Origin of the sequence: Bradyrhizobium sp. SZCCHNS1022 (assembly GCF_032484835.1) — a bacterium.
Taxonomy (GTDB): Bacteria; Pseudomonadota; Alphaproteobacteria; order Rhizobiales; family Xanthobacteraceae; genus Bradyrhizobium.
Genome location: NZ_JAUETT010000002.1, coordinates 532,346 through 550,575, shown reverse-complemented (window position 1 = coordinate 550,575; position 18,230 = coordinate 532,346). Strand labels below are relative to the sequence as shown.

Annotated in this window: 17 protein-coding genes; 4 read left to right on the top strand and 13 right to left on the bottom strand. The window is 60.6% G+C overall.

The genetic code is table 11. The features are described from left to right. Window positions 1-2: 2 nt before the first annotated feature. From phnA to QX071_RS16120, 6 genes are all read right to left on the bottom strand, one after another. Window positions 3-1,295 (bottom strand): phosphonoacetate hydrolase, encoded by a 1,293-nt coding sequence (gene phnA / locus QX071_RS16145; protein ID WP_315707216.1) that lies wholly within the window; start codon window positions 1,293-1,295, stop codon window positions 3-5. Further along, complete coding sequence (locus QX071_RS16140) at window positions 1,282-2,511, bottom strand: amidase (protein WP_315729496.1); 1,230 nt, start codon at window positions 2,509-2,511, stop codon at window positions 1,282-1,284. The genes phnA and QX071_RS16140 overlap by 14 nt, the downstream gene beginning before the upstream one ends. A 119-nt stretch (window positions 2,512-2,630) precedes the next feature. Then, on the bottom strand, window positions 2,631-4,544 hold the full coding sequence (locus QX071_RS16135) for an ABC transporter permease (RefSeq protein WP_316201065.1): 1,914 nt from the start codon (window positions 4,542-4,544) through the stop codon (window positions 2,631-2,633). 10 nt (window positions 4,545-4,554) lie between these two features. Continuing rightward, window positions 4,555-5,202 carry an ABC transporter ATP-binding protein gene (locus tag QX071_RS16130; protein WP_315707214.1) on the bottom strand — a complete coding sequence of 216 codons (648 nt, stop codon included), beginning with the start codon at window positions 5,200-5,202 and terminating at the stop codon, window positions 4,555-4,557. Window positions 5,203-5,254: 52 nt separating this feature from the next. Continuing rightward, entirely contained in the window at window positions 5,255-6,076 is an 822-nt protein-coding gene (locus QX071_RS16125) for an ABC transporter ATP-binding protein (protein ID WP_315707213.1), read from the bottom strand. Continuing rightward, entirely contained in the window at window positions 6,073-7,275 is a 1,203-nt protein-coding gene (locus tag QX071_RS16120) for an ABC transporter substrate-binding protein (RefSeq protein WP_315743463.1), read from the bottom strand. The genes QX071_RS16125 and QX071_RS16120 overlap by 4 nt, the downstream gene beginning before the upstream one ends. 109 nt (window positions 7,276-7,384) lie before the next feature. Here QX071_RS16120 and QX071_RS16115 point away from each other — a divergent pair, with 109 nt between their 5' ends. Continuing rightward, window positions 7,385-8,434 (top strand): sugar-binding transcriptional regulator, encoded by a 1,050-nt coding sequence (locus QX071_RS16115; protein ID WP_316171988.1) that lies wholly within the window; start codon window positions 7,385-7,387, stop codon window positions 8,432-8,434. A gap of 8 nt (window positions 8,435-8,442) precedes the next feature. Here the strand turns inward: QX071_RS16115 and phnY are convergent, their stop codons facing one another. The 5 genes from phnY to aepX form a co-directional block, all read right to left on the bottom strand. Next, window positions 8,443-9,879, bottom strand: a complete 1,437-nt coding sequence (gene phnY / locus QX071_RS16110; protein ID WP_315707211.1) for a phosphonoacetaldehyde dehydrogenase — start codon at window positions 9,877-9,879, stop codon at window positions 8,443-8,445. Window positions 9,880-9,939: 60 nt separating this feature from the next. Beyond that, window positions 9,940-10,848, bottom strand: a complete 909-nt coding sequence (locus QX071_RS16105) for a DMT family transporter (RefSeq protein ID WP_315707210.1) — start codon at window positions 10,846-10,848, stop codon at window positions 9,940-9,942. Next, window positions 10,845-12,011 carry a phosphonopyruvate decarboxylase gene (gene aepY, locus QX071_RS16100; protein WP_315707209.1) on the bottom strand — a complete coding sequence of 389 codons (1,167 nt, stop codon included), beginning with the start codon at window positions 12,009-12,011 and terminating at the stop codon, window positions 10,845-10,847. The genes QX071_RS16105 and aepY overlap by 4 nt, the downstream gene beginning before the upstream one ends. A 135-nt stretch (window positions 12,012-12,146) precedes the next feature. Beyond that, window positions 12,147-13,223 (bottom strand): methyltransferase, encoded by a 1,077-nt coding sequence (locus tag QX071_RS16095; protein WP_315707208.1) that lies wholly within the window; start codon window positions 13,221-13,223, stop codon window positions 12,147-12,149. 52 nt (window positions 13,224-13,275) lie between these two features. Beyond that, on the bottom strand, window positions 13,276-14,226 hold the full coding sequence (aepX, locus tag QX071_RS16090) for a phosphoenolpyruvate mutase (protein ID WP_315766432.1): 951 nt from the start codon (window positions 14,224-14,226) through the stop codon (window positions 13,276-13,278). A 355-nt stretch (window positions 14,227-14,581) separates the two neighbouring features. Here aepX and QX071_RS16085 point away from each other — a divergent pair, with 355 nt between their 5' ends. Continuing rightward, on the top strand, window positions 14,582-15,463 hold the full coding sequence (locus tag QX071_RS16085; RefSeq protein WP_315707206.1) for a hypothetical protein: 882 nt from the start codon (window positions 14,582-14,584) through the stop codon (window positions 15,461-15,463). On the opposite strand, the gene QX071_RS16080 is transcribed toward QX071_RS16085, so the two are convergent. Further along, complete coding sequence (locus tag QX071_RS16080; protein WP_315707205.1) at window positions 15,428-15,802, bottom strand: nuclear transport factor 2 family protein; 375 nt, start codon at window positions 15,800-15,802, stop codon at window positions 15,428-15,430. The two genes, QX071_RS16085 and QX071_RS16080, sit on opposite strands and share 36 nt — an antisense overlap. Before the next feature lie 19 nt (window positions 15,803-15,821). Beyond that, entirely contained in the window at window positions 15,822-16,604 is a 783-nt protein-coding gene (locus QX071_RS16075; protein ID WP_315707204.1) for a hypothetical protein, read from the bottom strand. Window positions 16,605-16,765: 161 nt separating this feature from the next. Here QX071_RS16075 and QX071_RS16070 point away from each other — a divergent pair, with 161 nt between their 5' ends. Together QX071_RS16070 and QX071_RS16065 are read left to right on the top strand one after the other, a co-directional pair. Then, window positions 16,766-17,242 carry a helix-turn-helix transcriptional regulator gene (locus tag QX071_RS16070; protein WP_315707203.1) on the top strand — a complete coding sequence of 159 codons (477 nt, stop codon included), beginning with the start codon at window positions 16,766-16,768 and terminating at the stop codon, window positions 17,240-17,242. A 162-nt stretch (window positions 17,243-17,404) separates the two neighbouring features. Next, window positions 17,405-17,827 carry a hypothetical protein gene (locus QX071_RS16065; RefSeq protein WP_315707202.1) on the top strand — a complete coding sequence of 141 codons (423 nt, stop codon included), beginning with the start codon at window positions 17,405-17,407 and terminating at the stop codon, window positions 17,825-17,827. The last annotated feature ends 403 nt before the right edge of the window (window positions 17,828-18,230 follow it).

Sequence of the window (18,230 nt, the reverse complement as noted above, 5' to 3'; positions counted from 1 at the left end):
GGTCAGACTTCCACATCATTGAGCAGTGCAGAAAAAACGTCGTAGTTGCGGAGCCGTTGCCCTGCCCTGCCCTCCGCCAGCCCAGGCCGCAGCGGGTGAGAGAGGATGAACGGAACCACCTGCTCAGCGAGGCCGCCATGAGAACGCAGCCGCTCGCCCGCGAGCTGCGAAACGTCGTGGTCGCGGGCACGAGCGCCGAGGGCGACGCCCGACCTGGCGACCACGGCGATGTCGCCTTCACGATCCTCCGGCAGATCGAAGCGCAGGCACGCTTCCTCACGCGACGCGGCCAAACAGACGCCAGGAATCTGGCGAATGAACTCCAGCACCGCGCCGCTCGAAATCCCGGTCCGTTGAAGATGGACACGGACGAAGCCGCCGAGAGCGCCATGGTGACGTACGAAGGGATCCGTGATCGGGCAGATAACGCGGGTTGAACCGGCCCCGAAGGCGGCATCCAGCAGGTCGCCAAGATAGATGACGTTGGGCTCACCGTTCGGGTGGGCCATGTCGTTCATGCCATGGTCGGCGACAATTCCGAGGCGGGCGCCGAGCGCGATCAATGTTGCGAACCGCTGGTCCACCTCGTGCATAAAGGCGATCGCTTCGGGAGCATCCGGCCCATGCTTGTGCTGCACGTAGTCGGATAGCGACAGGTAAATCAGGTCCGGCCGACGCGCCTCAAGCAGGCGAATTCCCGCATCGAGCACGAACAAGGAAAGATCGGCAGAATACAGATCTGGCGCTCCACGCCCCACCAGCGCGCCGATTGCGGAGATTCCGTTCTCCGCTTCGGTTGCATCGTCGGCTTTCTCGGCAGAGAACGCGATGCCGTCGAGCCCATGGCCGAGCGCTCTGCGCAGCTTGTCCTTGGCAGTAACCGCAACAACCCTGGCTCCTGCCTGCGAGAAGGCTGCCAGGATCGTCGGCGCGCGCACGGGAGTCGCATCCACCATCATAATTTCTGCGCCGGTATCACGGTCGAGATAGAAATTGCCGGAGACACCGTGAACGGCGGGTGACACACCGCATACGATGGACACGTTGTTGGGGTTGGTGAATGTCGGCATTGCCGCAAGCGCCGAGGCGCTGAAGCCTTCGCGCCGCATCCGATCGATGGCGGGGATGGCTCCGGCGGCGCTGGCAGATTCGATATAGGCCGGATCGCAGCCGTCGAAGCAGACGACCACAGCCGGACGTTTCGGCCAGGCGTAGGCGCGCCCGTTCACTCGGAGTAGAGCTCTCTCCGCGCGATTTGGCGTGGCATCGGTCAATATCCAATCAGACTTGTTCATGAAAAGACTTACCGTTGAGGGTTACAGCATCCGTGAGCCATGCCGCCACACGCAGAAGATCGTGGTCGCCCCCTTGACAGCCAACGAGTTGGACACCGATCGGCATGTCATTTATTCCGCGCAGCAGCGGCAGGGACACGGTCGGTAGTCCGCACAGGCTCCAGGGCATGGACATGACGCCGGAGCCCGGCCCCTCCTCGAGGCGCGTCGCCTCACCCGGTGCGGAAAGTGTGAGCAAGGCGTCATGATCAGACAACAATGCCGCGGCCAGAGCGCCGAGCCGGTCGGCCATGGCTTCGAGTTCGAGATAACGTACAGCACTTAACGCGCGCCCGGCAACGATCCCCTCCTGCAGCGGCGGACAGAAGCTGCGGAAGGTGTTCTCCGGCAGGGCACCGAAACGATTTGCCAGATGAGCGTTCAGAAGGCCCAGCACGACCTCAAGCGCCATGTCGAATTCGCCAGGCAGATCGACTGCGGCTACGGCCACAGGCAGTCCGGCAACCAAACGATCAAGAGCTTGTCGCGCGTCGGGACTGACGCGGTCCCAGCCCGGTCCACGGACAAAGCCGAGCCTCGGCGGATGCCGCAGTGGTTCGACCTCCGTAAGTCTGCGATCGAATGCTCCGGCGAATAGCGTGAGATCGTCGACGGACCGGGCCAGCAGACCGATATGCGCCACGCGCGGGACCAGCACGTTCGATCCCCGCATGCTCGTGAACCCGAATGACGGCTTGAAGGCGAACGCACCGCAGAACGAAGCTGGCAGCGTCGTGGATGCCGTGTGCTGGGTACCGAGCGCCAGCGGAACCATATGATCGACCACGGCCGCCGCAGAGCCCGCCGACGACACGCCGGGGGACCGCGACAGATCCAGGGGATTGTGGGTCGGACTGGGATGATACATGCCGAATTCGGAGGTGCTGGTCTTACCGACGATGAGCGCCCCGGCCTGATGCAGCACGCTGACGGCATCAGCGTCTTCGGTCGGCCGGCGCCCACGCAAGCTTGCGCTGCCGTATTCGGATGGCATGTTGCTGGTGTCGAACACGTCCTTTACACCGACTGGCAGGCCGTGCAGTGGGCCGAGCGGCAATCCCGCGGCCTGACATTCATCTGCCAGCCGCGCCCGTTCCCGCGCCGCATCCGCATCCAAAAAGCTCCAGGCCTTCACCTGCGGTTCGCGAGTGGCGATCCGCTCGAGGCAGGCTTCCATCACGGATGCCGCTGTCAGCCGACGATCGCGGATCGCATTGACGATCGTACGAGCTGACAATTCATTCAATCGCCTGCAGTCCGAAACGAGCGCGAGCCTCTGGGTGCCTGATGCGTCATTCATTGACCGACGGCCTCCGCCACCCGCGGGACCGCGGCGTTGTCCGAGGTCGCATGTTGCCGACGAAGATTTGCGGTGAGTGCAAGGGCCTGGGGCAATAGCCCGTCGCGAAACAGCAGGACGCAAAGAATGAAGACGGCCCCCTGAACAGCCAGGATCCAGGAACCGAACGGCGACAGGAAATGCTGCATCGTTACCAAGACAGCGGCGCCGATGAGAGGGCCCCCAAATGTCCCGATACCGCCGATCAATGCCATCAGCACGGCTTCACCCGAGAGATGCCAATGCGCGTCAGACAAGGTCGCCAATTGGAAGACGATGGCACTGAGGGAGCCGGCCACGCCAGCGCAGAAAGCCGCGATGCCGAATGCAGCGACTTTGTATGCGTCGACATGATGCCCCAGCGACAGAGCCCTGCGTTCATTGTCGCGAATGGCGATCAGCATCATCCCGAACGGGGAACTCATCAAACGACGTAGGCCGAACAGCACGCCGAGCATGGCAGCGGCGCTGAGCCAATAGACATTGGCGTCCTCGCGCAGATCGATCAGTCCCAGCAACATGCCGCGGGGGACTGACTGAATGCCGTCCTCGCCATGGGTGAAGCTGGCCTGCAGATAGACAAAATAGATCATCTGCGCGATCGCCAGCGTGATCATGGCCTGATAGATGCCACGGCGCCTGATCGCGAAGATGCCCATCACAAGTCCAAGACCGAGCGCGGCCGCGATCCCGATGCCGATTGCCGTTTCCGGTGGGAGGGCCCACTCCTTCGCCGCATGAGCAGTGAGATAGGCCGCCGTGCCGAACAAGGCCGCCTGGCCGAAGGACATGATACCGGCGAACCCGAGCAGGAAGTTGAATGACGCGGCAAAGATTGTGAAACAGAAGACCTTCATCAGATAAACGGGATAGAGCAGCACCGGCAGCGCCACGAGAGCGGCCGCGGCAGCGAGCGCCGGCACCATGCCGTTCGTGCGTTTGGCGGCGGCATCCTTTCCGGCGGGCTCGATCCAGGAAAGCCGGGCCGCCATGAATTCATGGGACCGGACGACCGGAATGCCGAAGAGCCCCTGCGGGCGAAGCAGAAGCACGATGCACATGAAGGCGAACACGACGAAGCTCGCTGCCTGCGGGACCAGCGCCTGCGTCAGGCTCTCGATCAGCGCGAGCGCATAGCTCGAGACGATGGTTCCCGCGATCGAACCCATGCCGCCGATAACGATGATCGCAAACACGACAAGCAGGATGTCCGAACCCATCAACGGGCTGACCTGGTAGATCGGCGCGGCCAGCGCGCCTGCCAGTCCCGCCAGGCCCGAGCCCAAGGCAAAAGTAGCGGCGAAGACACGAGGCACGCCAACGCCGAGGGCTTCAGCAGCGGCTGCATTTTCAGACGAGGCGCGCAGTATCGAGCCCAGACGCGTGCGAGCAATGGCGATCCAGACGATCACACATGTGACGAGCGCCACAGCAACGACCCAAAGCCGGTATACGGGGAAATAGAGAAAGCCGAAATCAACCCCACCGGCTAACCAATCCGGCGCGACGTAGGGCAGTCCGGTTGAACCGAATTGGGCCTGGAAAGCGCCCTGAACGACCATCGCCGCGCCGAAGGTCAGCATGAAGCCGTAGAGCGGATCGAGGCCGTAGGTTCGACGCAGCAGCCAGCGTTCGAGCATCATGCCGAAAGCGGCTACGCACACCGGCGCGAAAGCCACCCCCCCGAAATAGTCCAATCCGAGATATCGAGAACCGGCCCATGCAGCAAAAGCGCCCATCATATAGAGCACGCCATGCGTCATGTTGAGAACGTTGAGAAGGCCGAAGATGAGCGCCAGCCCGAGACTGAGCAGCGCGTAGAACGAACCATTGACGAGGCCGATCGTCAGATAGCCGAGGATGAGGTCCATCATGCAGGACTCACAGCGCAAGACGTTGGAGAAGCCGAGCCTTGACGTGCTCGCCACCTCGGGTTTCGAGATCGTCCGCAACCTCACCGTTTTCGATCGCCACCACGCGATCGGCGAGATGCAGGACGAAATCGAGGTTCTGTTCCACAAGCAGGATCGTGTAGCCGCGGCGCTTGAGCTCGATCAGCACCTGCTCGATCTGTCTCACGATGACCGGCGCCAGTCCTTCGGTGGGCTCGTCCAGTAGAAGCGTCTGCGCGCCCGTGCGCAAAATCCGGGCGATCGCGAGCATTTGCTGCTCACCGCCGCTGAGCTGATCGCCGTAGTGGCGTCCCCTGGTGCGAAGATTCGGAAACAGCGCGAAGATATCGGCTTTGACCATGCCTGTGGCGCAAACCGCTGGAGGAAGGGCGAGATTCTCCTCGACGGTCAGGCCGGAGAAGATCGCCCGCTCCTCGGGGCAATAACCGATGCCGAACCTTGTGCGCTCATATGGGCGCAGTCCGCTTGCGTCGCACCCGGACAGGACAATGCTGCCGGTTTGTCGCGGCAGCAACCCCATGATGGCGCGAAGGATGGTTGTCTTGCCTGCGCCGTTGCGACCGACCAGACAAGTGACCTCGCCGGGCCGAACCGTGAATCCGACGCCGAACAGCACCTGGGAATCGCCATACCAAGCTTCCACGTCCGAGAGGCGCAGCGAAACGGCGTCAGGCACAGCGGTCGGCTCCGATATAGGCGTTGATCACGCGAGGGTCCCGCGCGACGTCGTCGTAAGTCCCCTCGCAGAGGACCGCGCCTTCCGCGAGCACCGTGACCTTCGTCGCCAGACTCTTCACGACTTGCAGATTGTGCTCCACCAGAAGGACGCCGCAGGTGGCAGCGACCGTCTTGATCAGAGCTGCAACGGGCGCGATGTCCTCTCGGGCCAGGCCAGCGGTCGGCTCGTCGAGCAGCAGAAATTTCGGTCCAATCGCGATCGTCGTGACGATCTCAAGCAGTCGCCGGCGGCCATAGGGCAGATCCGCAGCCCGGCGTTTGCTTTCGTCCGCGAGCCCGGCCTGATCGAGAAGATGCCGGACCCTTGCTTCATTTTCGTCTCGTCTCGAGCGACCGCACAGGAGCTGCAGACCCCGCACGTTCAGCGCGAGTGCCGTACCGACATTGTCGGCGACGGAGAGATTGGGGAAGATCGAGCAAATCTGAAACGATCTGGCGAGCCCGAGCCGCGCAAGTCGGTTCGGCGAAACTGACGTCACATCCACACCGTTGAGACGAACTTGGCCAGCGCTCGGTTTCGTAAAGCCGCTGATCACGTTGAACAGCGTGGTCTTGCCTGCCCCGTTGGGCCCGATCACCGCATGAATTGCCCTTGCATCGAGATCGAGCGAGACCCCACGAAGCGCCTCGAAATCACCGAACCGAACAGCCAGGTTGCGAGCGGTCAGCATCGAAGCTGCAGCTCGCCCTGCGACGGCCGAGGCAATCGGTGCGGCTGCCAGCCGCGGACGATCAAGAAGGATGGTCGTCATCGAACGCTCGCAGCGGCGCAGCCCGCCGTCTCATTCGAGCGAAAGGCGGTATCGGCCGGGACCGTGGCAATCCGCTCATAATAGTCCCACGGGCCCTTGCTCTCGGCCGGGGTCTTCACGCGATAAACCCCAAGATCGTAGATGACCCGTCCGTTTTCCTGGATGCGGACCTGTTGACCGAATTTATCGACCGGCAGCTTTCGCATTTCCGCGTTCACGAGCGCGGCATCGTCGGTCTTCGCTTTGTCGGCGGCCTTGAGATAGTGCAGCACGCTCGTATAGACGCCAGCCTGCTCTCGGGTCGGCATGCGTCCATGAACCTTGAAAAAGCGCTCCGAAAAGGCGCGAGTGCCGTCCGTGTCATTCCAATAGAAGCCGGTCGTGATGATTAGGCCCTGGGCCGCTTCGAGCCCGACGCTGTTGATGTCGGTGACAAACGCGTGGAGAGCCGCGACATGCTGCCCCCCACGGATGATACCGAACTGACCGGCCTGTTTGATGGCATTGACGGTATCGGCACCAGCGCTCGCCAGCGCCACGACCTGGGCCTGCGAGGATTTCGCGCGCAGCAGAAGGGCAGAGAAGTCGGCCGTGCTCAGAGGGTGCCGCGCACTTCCGATCACCTTGCCCCCACGTTCCTCGACCAAGCGCGTGGCGTCCTTTTCGAGATCGTGGCCGAATGCATAGTCCGCAGTCAGAAAATACCAGGACTTCAGATCCTGCTGCACCAGAGCGGCGGCGGTCCCGCGCGCGAGCGAATAGGTGTCGTCAGTCCAGTGCGTGACAAACGGCGAGCAACGCGCTCCGGTGATCTCAACGCTTGCGGCACCAGATATCATCAAGGAACGTCTTTTTTCGGTGGCAATGGCCATCAACCCGAAGACCACGCCTGAATGCGGCAGGTCGACGATCACGTCGACACCGCGCCGGTCGAACCATTCGCGGGCAATCGCAGAGGCAACCTCGGGCTTATTCTGGTGGTCCGCAGCAATGATCTCGATGGGGACGCCGCCAGCGATTCCACCAGAATCCTCGACCGCCATACGGGCCGCCACGATCGATCCGGGTCCGCCGACGTCCGCAACGACTCCGCTTTGATCACCCATCACACCGATAATGATCTTGTTGTCGGAAAATTCCGCGACGGCGGACGTCGCCCCGCCGCACAACAGCAATGTTGCGATGATCAGCCGACGCATGGACCGTCTCCTGTTTCCAAGCTCGGCGGACAGATAGAGGCAACCCATAACACATTTGTGACGAACTAGGTACATTTGGGTCACAACATATGAGCTGTGGAAAAGCCTGATGGGTTGCCATTCCGCCCCCGGAACAGGCAAACAGCAGATTCCTGAAGCCGAATCGGAGGGCCCGGGCGTGTTGATTAGAGGCCCGCAAGCGGCACCAGGCGAAGGCGAAGCCGGCGATGGTCGGACCGAGGCCGCACTGGTAGCAAAGATCTGCTGGTACTACTTCAGAGAGGGGCAAACCCAGGACGCGATCGCGCAGCGGCTGAAGATGACCCGCAAGCGGGTCAACCGCATCCTTGGCGAGGCACGGGAAAGCGGCTTCGTGCAAATCACGATCGCCGACCCCGCGGGCCTGCGGACCGAGCTCGAAGAAGAACTCATCCGCAAATTCAATCTGCGTCACGCGATCGTGGTGCCGGTCCCTATGGGCGGCACCGATGTGCGCTCTTTCGTCGGAGCTGCCGCCGCGCGATACGTCGCCGAATGCCTCCCGCCGTCGGGTTCACTGGGAATCACCTGGGGAGGCACCATCAATGCCGCCGCTCAAAACCTGCCGCAGCGATCGGGAGACGGCACCCGCGTCGTCCTGATGTCCGGCGGGCTTGCCGAAAGCGCGCCGATCAATCCGTATGACAACGCAACCATGATCGCCCGAGCGCTTGGCGCGCGATGCTATTATCTGACCGCGCCGATGTTCGCCGAGACCGCGGAGCTGAGAGACATTCTGGTCGCGAGCGAACCTGTTCGTTCGGTGCTCGCGATGGTGCCCTCTCTCGACGTTGCGCTCTTGAGCGCGATCGACCTGTCTCCGAAATCGAAGGCACTCGAATATGACGTCATTTCTCGCGAGACCTGGGCTTCGCTGCTTGACGCCGGCGCCGTCGGAGATATTTGCGGCCACTACCTCGATTCAGCCGGTAAGCCCCTTCGCCATCCCCTGGTACAGCGGACGATCAACCCACCGATCGAGCATGTGCTTCAGATCAGACATCGGATCCTCGCCGCCGGAGGTGAGCACAAGGTCGACATTATTCGCGCTGGCCTGCTGGCTGGCTTCTGCCAGGTCCTAGTCACCGATGAAGCGGCTGCGTCCAAACTCCTGGATTGAAGCTTATCTCACCACGGCAGTGAGTAGGTCTTGATGTTGGTAAAGCTCTTCATGGCCTCCAGCACGCCCTCTTTATGGCCGAGACCGGAATCCTTGATGCCGCCGAACGGCGTCAGCTCCGTCCGGTATCCAGGGACTTCCCACACGTTGACGCACCCCACGTCCAAGGCATCCACAAAGCGGGTGATGTGGTCGAGCCTGTTTGTGCACAGTCCCGCCGAAAGACCGAAGGCCGATGAGTTTGCGATGGCGATGATGTGATCGACATCCTCCGGGCAGCGAATGATCGGCAGAACAGGACCAAAGGTCTCTTCGTGCACCAACTCGCATTCAGGCGGGACATGGTCCAGCATCGTCGGCGGGTACAGCGCGCCCTGCGGAGTATTGCCGAGCAGCAGACGGGCGCCCTCGCGAATTGCCGCCTCGACGCGCCCGGCAATCGTTGACGCCGCTTTCGCGTTGATGACCGTCCCCACATCCGTGTTGGGATCCATGGGATCTCCTGCTGCGAGCCGCTTCATCAGAGGGAGGGTCGCTTCGACAAAGCGGTCCGCGATGCCCTCGACGACAAGTGCTCGCTTGACGGCAGTACAGCGTTGCCCGGAATTTCTCGTCGCGCCCTCCACCGCCAATCTGGCGGCGCGATCGGGGTCGGCGTCACTCATGACAATCAGAGGATCATTGCCGCCGAGCTCGAGCACCAGCCTTCTGTATCCCACCCGCTCGGCAATTCTCTTTCCGGTGCTCACCGATCCGGTAAACGTCACCAAGTCGATGTCCGGGTCATTAATCATCGCCTCTCCTATCGAACGCGGATCCCCGGTGATCACCGACAACATTTCCGGTGGCAGTCCCGCCTCATAAAGCAGCTCGGCAAGAGCGAGCGCGGTCAAAGGCGTCGTCTCCGCTGGCTTGAGGACGACCCTGTTGTTGGTCGCGATCGCCGGAGCGAGCTTGTGGCTCACGAGATTCAGGGGATGATTGAAGGGTGTGATCGCTGAGATCACCCCAAGAAGAGGCGTCCTGGTCGCAAATATGCGCCGGCTCTGCGCTGCCCCTCCGATATCGCCCGCGTAAATCGCCCCATCGTCCTGGATTACTGCGTGCGCCGCAAATGACCAGACATCTCTGGCTCGCACGGTTTCGCGCAGCGAATCCTTCAAGCACAGGCCGCTTTCTGATGTAATGAGCTGTGCAAGCCGGTCCTGGTTTGCCTCGATCGCCTCAGCCGTGGCGAGCAGGATCCGCGCCCGCTCACGCCTTGTGAGCCTGGGACGGAATGCCCGGGCGATCGCGAAGGCGCGCCGAACATGCTCGGGACTCGCCTGCGGCACCGCCGCTATCACCTGATCGGTAAACGGATTCCGAACGTCGATGGACAAATCCGTCAGGACATCCTCTCCCGCGACCTTCATTGGCTGAAGAAGACGTGTCGAGTTAAACATCGCCGGACTCCATATGGTGTTCGCTGCCGATCGTTGCCGTTCACGTGCGTGGCATCATGCTCAAGAGGGTTGGGTCCTTTGACCGCCAGCATGCCAGATCACGATCGTGACACCGACCACGATAAGGACACAGGCGACCACGACACGGGTCGTGGGGGTCTCCCGTTGCAAGACGGCGGCTGCAACCAAGGCAACGACCGGAATAAGCACGAGGCTCTGAGATGCGATCTGTGCGGAAATGAAGCTCAGCGCACGATACCAAGCGACGAATGCTAGCCCGGTCGCCACGATACAGTTGAACGCGATGGGCCAGACAAGGTCCGGCAATTGGTTCCAGTCCGGACGACGTTCCAATAGAACCGAGGCAACGATCACAACTGCGCCTGAGATCGCCAATTGAAAGATGGTACGGCTCCACACGTCGCCGCCGCCGGGCGCGCGTTTATGGATCCAGGTTCCCAGTGCCCAGCTGAAAGCCGCCGTCGAAAGCAGCGCAATGCCCAGGATACCATGAGGTGTCGCCGCTGGATTGGCGCCGGAGGCGAGCAGCCCGAGACCAAGCATGCCGCAGGTCAGCGCGATGACGTCGAGGAGCGATTGCCGCTGGCGATCGACAGCCCATTCGATCGCGACGAGCCACAAGGGCATCGTATAAAAGATCAGGGCACTGGTCCCGACATCGAGATACTGCAAGCCGGCCAGGCTCAGCCCGAGGCCTCCGGCCATTTGAAGGAGACCCACGGCGACTAGTCTGCCCTTTCCAACACCACCGAGCCGGAGTGGATATCCAAGACACAGTCGCGCCGCTCCGATGGCAATGGCCCCACCGAGCAAACGGATGCCGGTGAAAAGCAGCGGTGGCGAAGACTGCAGGGCCTCCTTGATCACAAGCCAATTCGTGCCCCAAATAATGACGACGAAGGAGAGGCAGAGAAAGCTGGTCAGCGTATTGACCGCCTGGTGCTTCACCGGGCCGCTCCCGCCGATGACGCCTGGACATGCAGGGCCCGCGGCTGACTCAGCGCAATCTGGAACGCCTGTTTATTCTCCTCCGGGCTGTGAAGCGATGTCACGCGCGGCAGCGAGCGCGAATGCGATCGATTGACCTTGCACAGCACGAAGTGCGGACCTTCCGTGGACAGGCTTCGAGCAACCGCCTCGCCCAATTCGGCGCCGGTCAGACAGCGGGTGGCCGCGCTGTACCCGCAGGCCAAAGCAACCGCTTCGAGCGAGGAAGTGACCGAGGTTGATTCCTGCCCTCCAGTCGAAACGTAACCTTCGTTGTCGAGCACGATATGAACGAAATTTCGAGGAGATGCGTATCCGATCGTCGACAACACCCCCATATGCATCAGCACGGCGCCATCGCCATCCAGCGCGACCACCCGACGCGATGGATGCGCGAGCGCGACCCCCGCGGCCACCGCGCTGCAATGGCCGAGCGACCCCTGCATGTAGAAATTCTCCCGGCGGTCGCTTAGACGAAATAGCTCGCGCGAAATGAAGCCGGTCGTTGAAACCACGAGATCCGTGGGTTGGAGGGCTTCGCCAACGATTTCCAGAGCGCACCCGACGCTGAGCGGATAATCGCTTACTGGTTGTTTGCCGTTGACGACGCCGCCTGGGCCCGCCGACAGCTGACCTTTCCGAACCAAAATCGCAAACGAGACCGAGCGCTCAAATGCCTCTTCGGCCTTCAGGAGGACCGCCATGAACCCCTGTGGCGTCCCGTCGAACTCGCTCCATGGGATGGCCAATTGATCGAGCAATGCGTGGGTATTGGCCCCCATTATACGATGCTGCGGTTCGTCCTCGGGCTCGTCGGCGTGTCCCCGCACAGAGATCAGAAGTAGTGTCGGAATGCAATTGACCTGGACCAGCGATGTCAGCGGATTGATGATGTTTCCCAGACCCGAATTCTGGAGAGCAACGACGCTTCGTCGCCCCGCCAGGGTCGCGCCGACGGCAAATGATAACGCGCTGCCTTCGCTCGCCGCCGGGACTGACACGATATCGTCGTCCACGGACACTTGCTGGAACAGATCAGCGAAATTCGAGCAGGGTACGCCGGAAAAGAACTCGTACTTCTGCTGCTTTAGAAGGCCCAAGAGTATCGTTGTCGACAAAGTCATTGAGACTTCCCTCCCGAGGGGCCGACTTTTCTCCGACGTCAGCCGGAGCGCAGCGCTTGGTGTCGTCGGCATCGACGACACCAAGATCGGACGAAACGCCTTCAGACAGCGATCTCGTCCAGACCGAGCTCTCGTTCAGCTGGAGCTGTTGGCGAGCTTTCGCGCCGTGATGAGACTTCGATTGCAGATCGACTTTCGATAGTCGACGGTATGAAAGCCGGCGTCTTCCATAAGGGAGCGCATATCCTCGAAACTGTAGCAGCAGCCCTCATAGCCGGTCGTCAGCAGAACCGAGTATTCCGCCTCCGCAATCGGCGCAGGGCGACCGCCTCGGTCGTCCGGGTGACAGCTGTAGACGGCCACCCGTCCGCCAGACGGCAGGCTTTGAAAGGATTTTTCCAGCAGCAGTCGGACCTTTTCCGGCCCCCAATTGTGCAGGACATGTGAATATAGATGGAGCGAAGCGGTCGTGGGAAACGGATCGACGAACATATCTCCGGCAACCACACGCGCTCTTGGCGCCGTCAGCTTGCGCTCGGCCAGACATTGCATGGCGAGCTGGTCGACGGGAGGACGCTCAAATATCGTCGTCGACAGGTTGGGATACCGGTTGAGCAGGTGCGCCGAATAGACACCCGATCCTCCTCCCACGTCCAGAAGTGCCGTGTCCTGTGAACAATCAAGCAGTCGCGCGAGATCAGGCGCAAAGATCCGGCCGCGCTCCTCCATTCCGCGCGTATTCAGGTCGGCAAAATCGTCGGTTTGCATCAGCGCGTCCCAATTGGTCGTGTCGCCACGATCAACATGCCAGGTGTCAGGCGCGCCCAGGCGCAGCACGTCGTAAATCTCCCGGACCGATGATTTGTACTTCATGGTCGCGATGTAGGAGGAAATATTCTCGCTTGAGTTTCGGCTCAAATACCGCCGCGCGGAAGACGTCGCGAACAGCTTGCCGTCGACATTGGTGAGCAGCCCCCAGGATTCAAAGAGCCTGATCATCGTTCGCGTCGGCCGCTCCTTGAGCTGGAAATGCCCGCGCAGCGCGGCTTCGTTCACAGGGTTTTCCTCGATATAGGTGAAGAGGTCGAGCCATGAGACAGCTGCAATATAGAGATCAGACGCGTAGGAACTATCGCGCCATCGGATCACCTCCGCGATATCCGGCTCTGGCAGCTGATTTGGTCTCGGGGCCTCTAGCGTTGAATGAAGCATGGCACGATCTCCGCGTTGGGAAGGTTTCTATGCTGGGGATGAAGCCCGGGAATCACGCTTTCGCGCGATCACTTCCGTTGCATGTCGGCAGATATCGCTCCTCGGCCGCAGCGAGCTCGCCGTAACGCATCAGACCAAAGACCTCGTCAAGCGAGGCGACTTCGCCTTCGATGCCGGCGATGCTCTCCTCGGCGACAATGCGGCCGCAGATGTCTCTCATCCCGGCGAACGCCGCTCGCATCGAGTGATTGGCCCAGATCACCGTCGAGATACCGGCTTCACGATAGGCCGCGACGGGCGTTCGGTAGTATTTGGTGGGGACGATCACGACGGGAAGCCTGTTTTGCCAGGCGCCGGCGAAGGAGAGGATCTCATCCGCAACGTTCTTGCGTGAATGAATGAGAATGGCATCAGCTCCGGCCTCGGCATAGGCATGGGCACGGGTGAGCGCCTCGTCCATTCCGTGGCCAGCAATCAGCGCCTCGATACGCGCGACGAGGACCAAGTCGTCGCCTACCGTATCTCTTACAGCACGCAGTCTGCCCGAAAACTCGCCGGTATCGGCAAGCGGATGCCTATCACCGACGAACGAATTCATCTTGGGAAAGCCCTTATCCTCCAGCGCAAGGCCGGCAGCGCCGCGTTGCTGAAGCTTGCGCGCCAGAAGGCGTGCATTGTTGAAATTGCCGAAGCCGCTGTCGCCATCGACAAGCACTGGAAGGTCCGTCGAGTCCACCATGCGCTCGACGACGTCAACGAGCTGGGTCCAGGATGCTTCGTTGGCGTCGCGGTAGCCGAGCGCGCATGAAATCGACAGGCCGGATGCCCAGAGTCCCTTGAAACCTGCACGCTCGGCTATCGCGCCCGATAGACCGTCATGAGCTTCCATCAGGAAGGTCAGGTCACGATTGGAGCAAATCTGATCGCGAAGCTTGTCCGCCACTCGCGTTGCAGCGTGGTGATCATGGCCGTTGGCGACGACGGACTGTTTTTGCGGTTGCATGCCGAACTCCTTAACGCCCCATCTGCATCGTCATCTTTATGACTATCTATAGTTGTCATAATTCCGCGCTTGGCGTCAATATCTAATTCTAGTTGATATGGAAAAAATCTAATTCTAGTTGCCAACAAGGAACTCATGCTGGAGAGGAGCAGTTCGTCCTCCCGCGCCGGGCCCTGGACGGCAACGACAGACGAAGTGCGAAAATCGCAGGAAAAGACGCCGTCGCCAAAGCGCGTAGCCGATCACCCTTCGGATTTTTGTATCCAGCAAAACGAGTGAAAACGAGTTGACACAACTTCGCCAAAAAATGCTCGCCAGATGGACGACTTTGCTTCGGGGTGACGATGAGGGTCACATGCAAACGATCGTACTGGATGACCAGGGTCGCGCATGGGACGCGCGGTCACCGACCTTGAAAAGCTTCCTGCATTGCTCGCTTCCCGACTTCGATTTTCTGGCCTACTTGATCGAAAATCTGGGATTTGTGGCGATCACGAAAATCGCTCCCGATGCTGCGCGCATCCGATTTCGGCCCGAAACGGTGTCGCAGACGAGCATCGCCGCGGCGCTATATTGCCTTGCCGATATGGGAATCGAGCGCACAATCATTTCCCACCCGGACCAGTTCGCCGAAAAGCTGGCCCCTAGCCTGGCGCAGACGATCGCCTACATCGCCGAGCGGGTCGCTGCCAGCCATCAGCCGCCCCCTACCGCATTCACGAGCAGAGAGCAGCCGCTCGACATCCTCGCGAACAGGGACGAAGCACTTTCATCCCTTTTTGCGCAATGGATTGATTCGAAACAGGTCTACGATTCAGCGGCGCTGGCCGACCGGTTACCTGAAACGCTGCGTGCGCGCTTCATGCTCGTCGAGCCGGTCGAGGGGCGGCTGACGATTACCGAGGTCGGATCTGGCTTTGAAATATACGGCGAGACCTGGCGAAGGAATGCGAGGGGCCTGCCCATGGAAGAACAACCGGATTACGATTACGGCCGATGGGTGCAGGGCATCTACCGCCGCGTCCTGGAGACGCGACTGCCGCGCCTCGACGAGGTCGACGCCGTGATCAGACGGCCGGACAGGAACGATCGCATTCACTGCCATTATCGGCGTCTGATCTTGCCGTTCACCTACAAGGTAAACGGAGAAACATGCCTTCTGGGGGCGTCGGTCTTTGACGTCAGGGAGCAACGATCCGCCCTAGATCGCCGGGCTGTCGAAGAATGTCCGGCGTAGATCAATCCGCCCTTCCCTGATGCGGTAGACATCTGCAAAACGAATGCTGAGATTGCGCCCATTCTTGGCAACACCGGAAAAGTTGCCCCAGCACGCAATGTTGGCACCGTCGCTCAGCACTCGCTCGACGCGGTGCTCGCCGAGCGAAATAATCCGTTTCGTCAGGTAGAAGTCCAGGATAGCCATCCTTCCGACGAATGGCTCGTAACCCGGTCGCTCATAGATCGCCTCGTCGTGGAGAAATTCGCAAAGCCCAGCCCAGTCCCGGCCGTCGATGCAATCGAACAATTCCTTGACAAGCCGTTCTGAATCCTCAGGACGAAAGGTCTGGATATTCATACCGCCTCGCCTTACGATATCAGTGGTTTGCTTCCTCGGTAGTGCTGGGTCCAGTGACCGGGACGCTCGCCCAAGCCATGACCGCTGAAAGATCGGCGAGCAGTTCGTCAGACTGCATCCAAGCCAACCCGCAGCGCATTTCGCCGAGCGGCGCCGCCACCAGTCTGATACAGCTGCGCTCAACTTTCGTGTATCCGGCGCGCTCTGCGAGGCCGCCGGCGATGACGGCATCGCCCAACATGCCAATCGTGAAATCGCTCTGCCAGCGCGTGAAGGCGTATGCCCGTGAAATGCGCGGCAGGATGGTTCCAAGGTCCTTGCCTCTGAAATCGCGCCGATACCAGATGGCACCGGAAAAGACGACACGCCCGGTGATTGTCTCGGCAATTGGCGCGGTGATCTCGCAGCGATCGTTGCGCGCGAAAGCGGCGCCAGGATCGGCATAGAACATTCGCAGCGAAGTGGCCTCCTCCTTCAGAGAAGTTTCCGGCCACTCATAGAGGCGCGCCGCTTGCGTTGCGACGACCTCTCCATCCTTGCACCGCCCGATCAGCACAAAGGCTGTCTCGGGCGTGACGCCGCCCAGGGCCTGGTCAAAAACCGGTACAAGCGGACGCCAACTGTCGGAATTGGCCCTGTTGACGTCGATGAGATCCTGCAGGCTGCCAAATGACAGCGTTACTCCGCGATCCTTTGCAGCGCTATCGGCCCAAAGGAAGAACCGTCCGAGCAGACCTACCGGCCCATGCTTGATCTTGAGACGAGCAGGTAGGCGCCCCGATGTCGGAAGAGGCTCTTGCATGGATTGGACGTCCCGCAATTCTCGTGTCCCTACCGCCAATAATCCGTGCGTTTGTAACCTGCATGACATAATTCTAGTTGATAGTGCCACCTAGAAGTTGATATGCCCTATTAACTACCCCTCGTTGAGTGTGCGGAACAAGAATTCAACCGCGGTGCTTGATGCCTTCGGAACCTTCCCAGAAAAAATCGAAATCCCGCACGCCGAACCGGCGCGGCAGCAAGATCAGGGTTTCGTCGAAAAAGCCGACCCAGGTCGATCAGCACGTGGGCAAGCGACTGCGTCTCAGGCGCAACCTCCTCGGCTTGAGTCAAGACGAATTGGCAAGGCGCCTTGGCCTGACGTCTCAGCTCATTCAGAAATATGAGGCGGGGGAAACCCGGATCAGCGCATCGAGACTCTACGGCATTGCCACGCAGCTCGCCGTCCCAATCACTTGGTTCTTCGATGAGTTAGAGGACAAGAAACGGACGTCCGCCGAGTCGAAGCAAGCCTCCGAAGCGCAGGACTGGAGTGAACTCGTTACAAAGCGGGAGTCGCGTCAGCTGCTCGAGCTCTACTTCGGCATTACTGATGAACGTCTTCGCCGAAAGGTCATGGAGGTCGCACAGCTTTTGAAGAGTAGCGGCACGGAATAGCGACGGCCAACGATGAGTACTTGACGCCAACTTCTGATTAGAAATCGACTCGTTCGCCTGTGATCCGAAACATCTAGTACCTCGACACAGAGGTCTTGACCGGTTGATCCGGGTCCAGCAAGATCGGTCGGTCTTCGGGCGCGACGAGGACTTCGATGCTACGTGGACCGCGCGCTCCTTGAGGTCCCGAGCAACAAACTCCGTGAGCGCTTGCGTCTTGAAGACAAGCGGACAGAAGTCTGGTGTGCCTGGCAGGTTGTTGCGGACGCGGTTCCGCGCCGAATTCTGCCCGGAGCTTCCATATTGGAGTTCGGTATCCACAGCATCGACATAGGAGACCTTGTCCGCCGTAGGCAGATTGAGCTGGCACTGCAACAGCCATTCATAGAGAAACCAGTTGCGACGGGTGTAGAGCCCGGTTGGCTTCTGCTTCACAAGCTCCGCGATCTCGTCGTCCTTCGCAGCAAGGAAGAGCCGCTTCAGGATGGCGAGGTCGAGGCCTTCGTTCTTGAGTGCGAAGGTGAGATGTCCCTCAAGCGTCGCCACCGGCGCATGACGTGGCGTGTAGATGCGCCATCCCCTTGATCGATGATGCGGTGCTTTGTTCCGATGGCGGAGAGGACGCGTGGGACCGGGACGGACAAGTGGTAGGCGTCAATCAGCGCCGCATAGCCGGCCGGGATCGCTGCCTCTGGCAGCCTTCGATCGTGAAAAACGCTCACTTGGCCTGAAAACTTCATCTACATTGGCCAAATTTATGAAGAATGTTCTCGGCCGTGAATTTCCCCCGCGATCTCTCCTCCATGCCGAAATTACATCTTATGCCACGAAAAACCTTCCCAGATGATTCAGACACGTCAAAACTCTTCACGAACTCGCGTAAGGCGCCCCCAACGGCGGTAAGTCGAAGCGCAGCCCTCGTTCAACCGGCCAACACGCGAGGCCGAGCCCACAATTCCAAGAGGAAACCCAACAAAATACCAAGTTC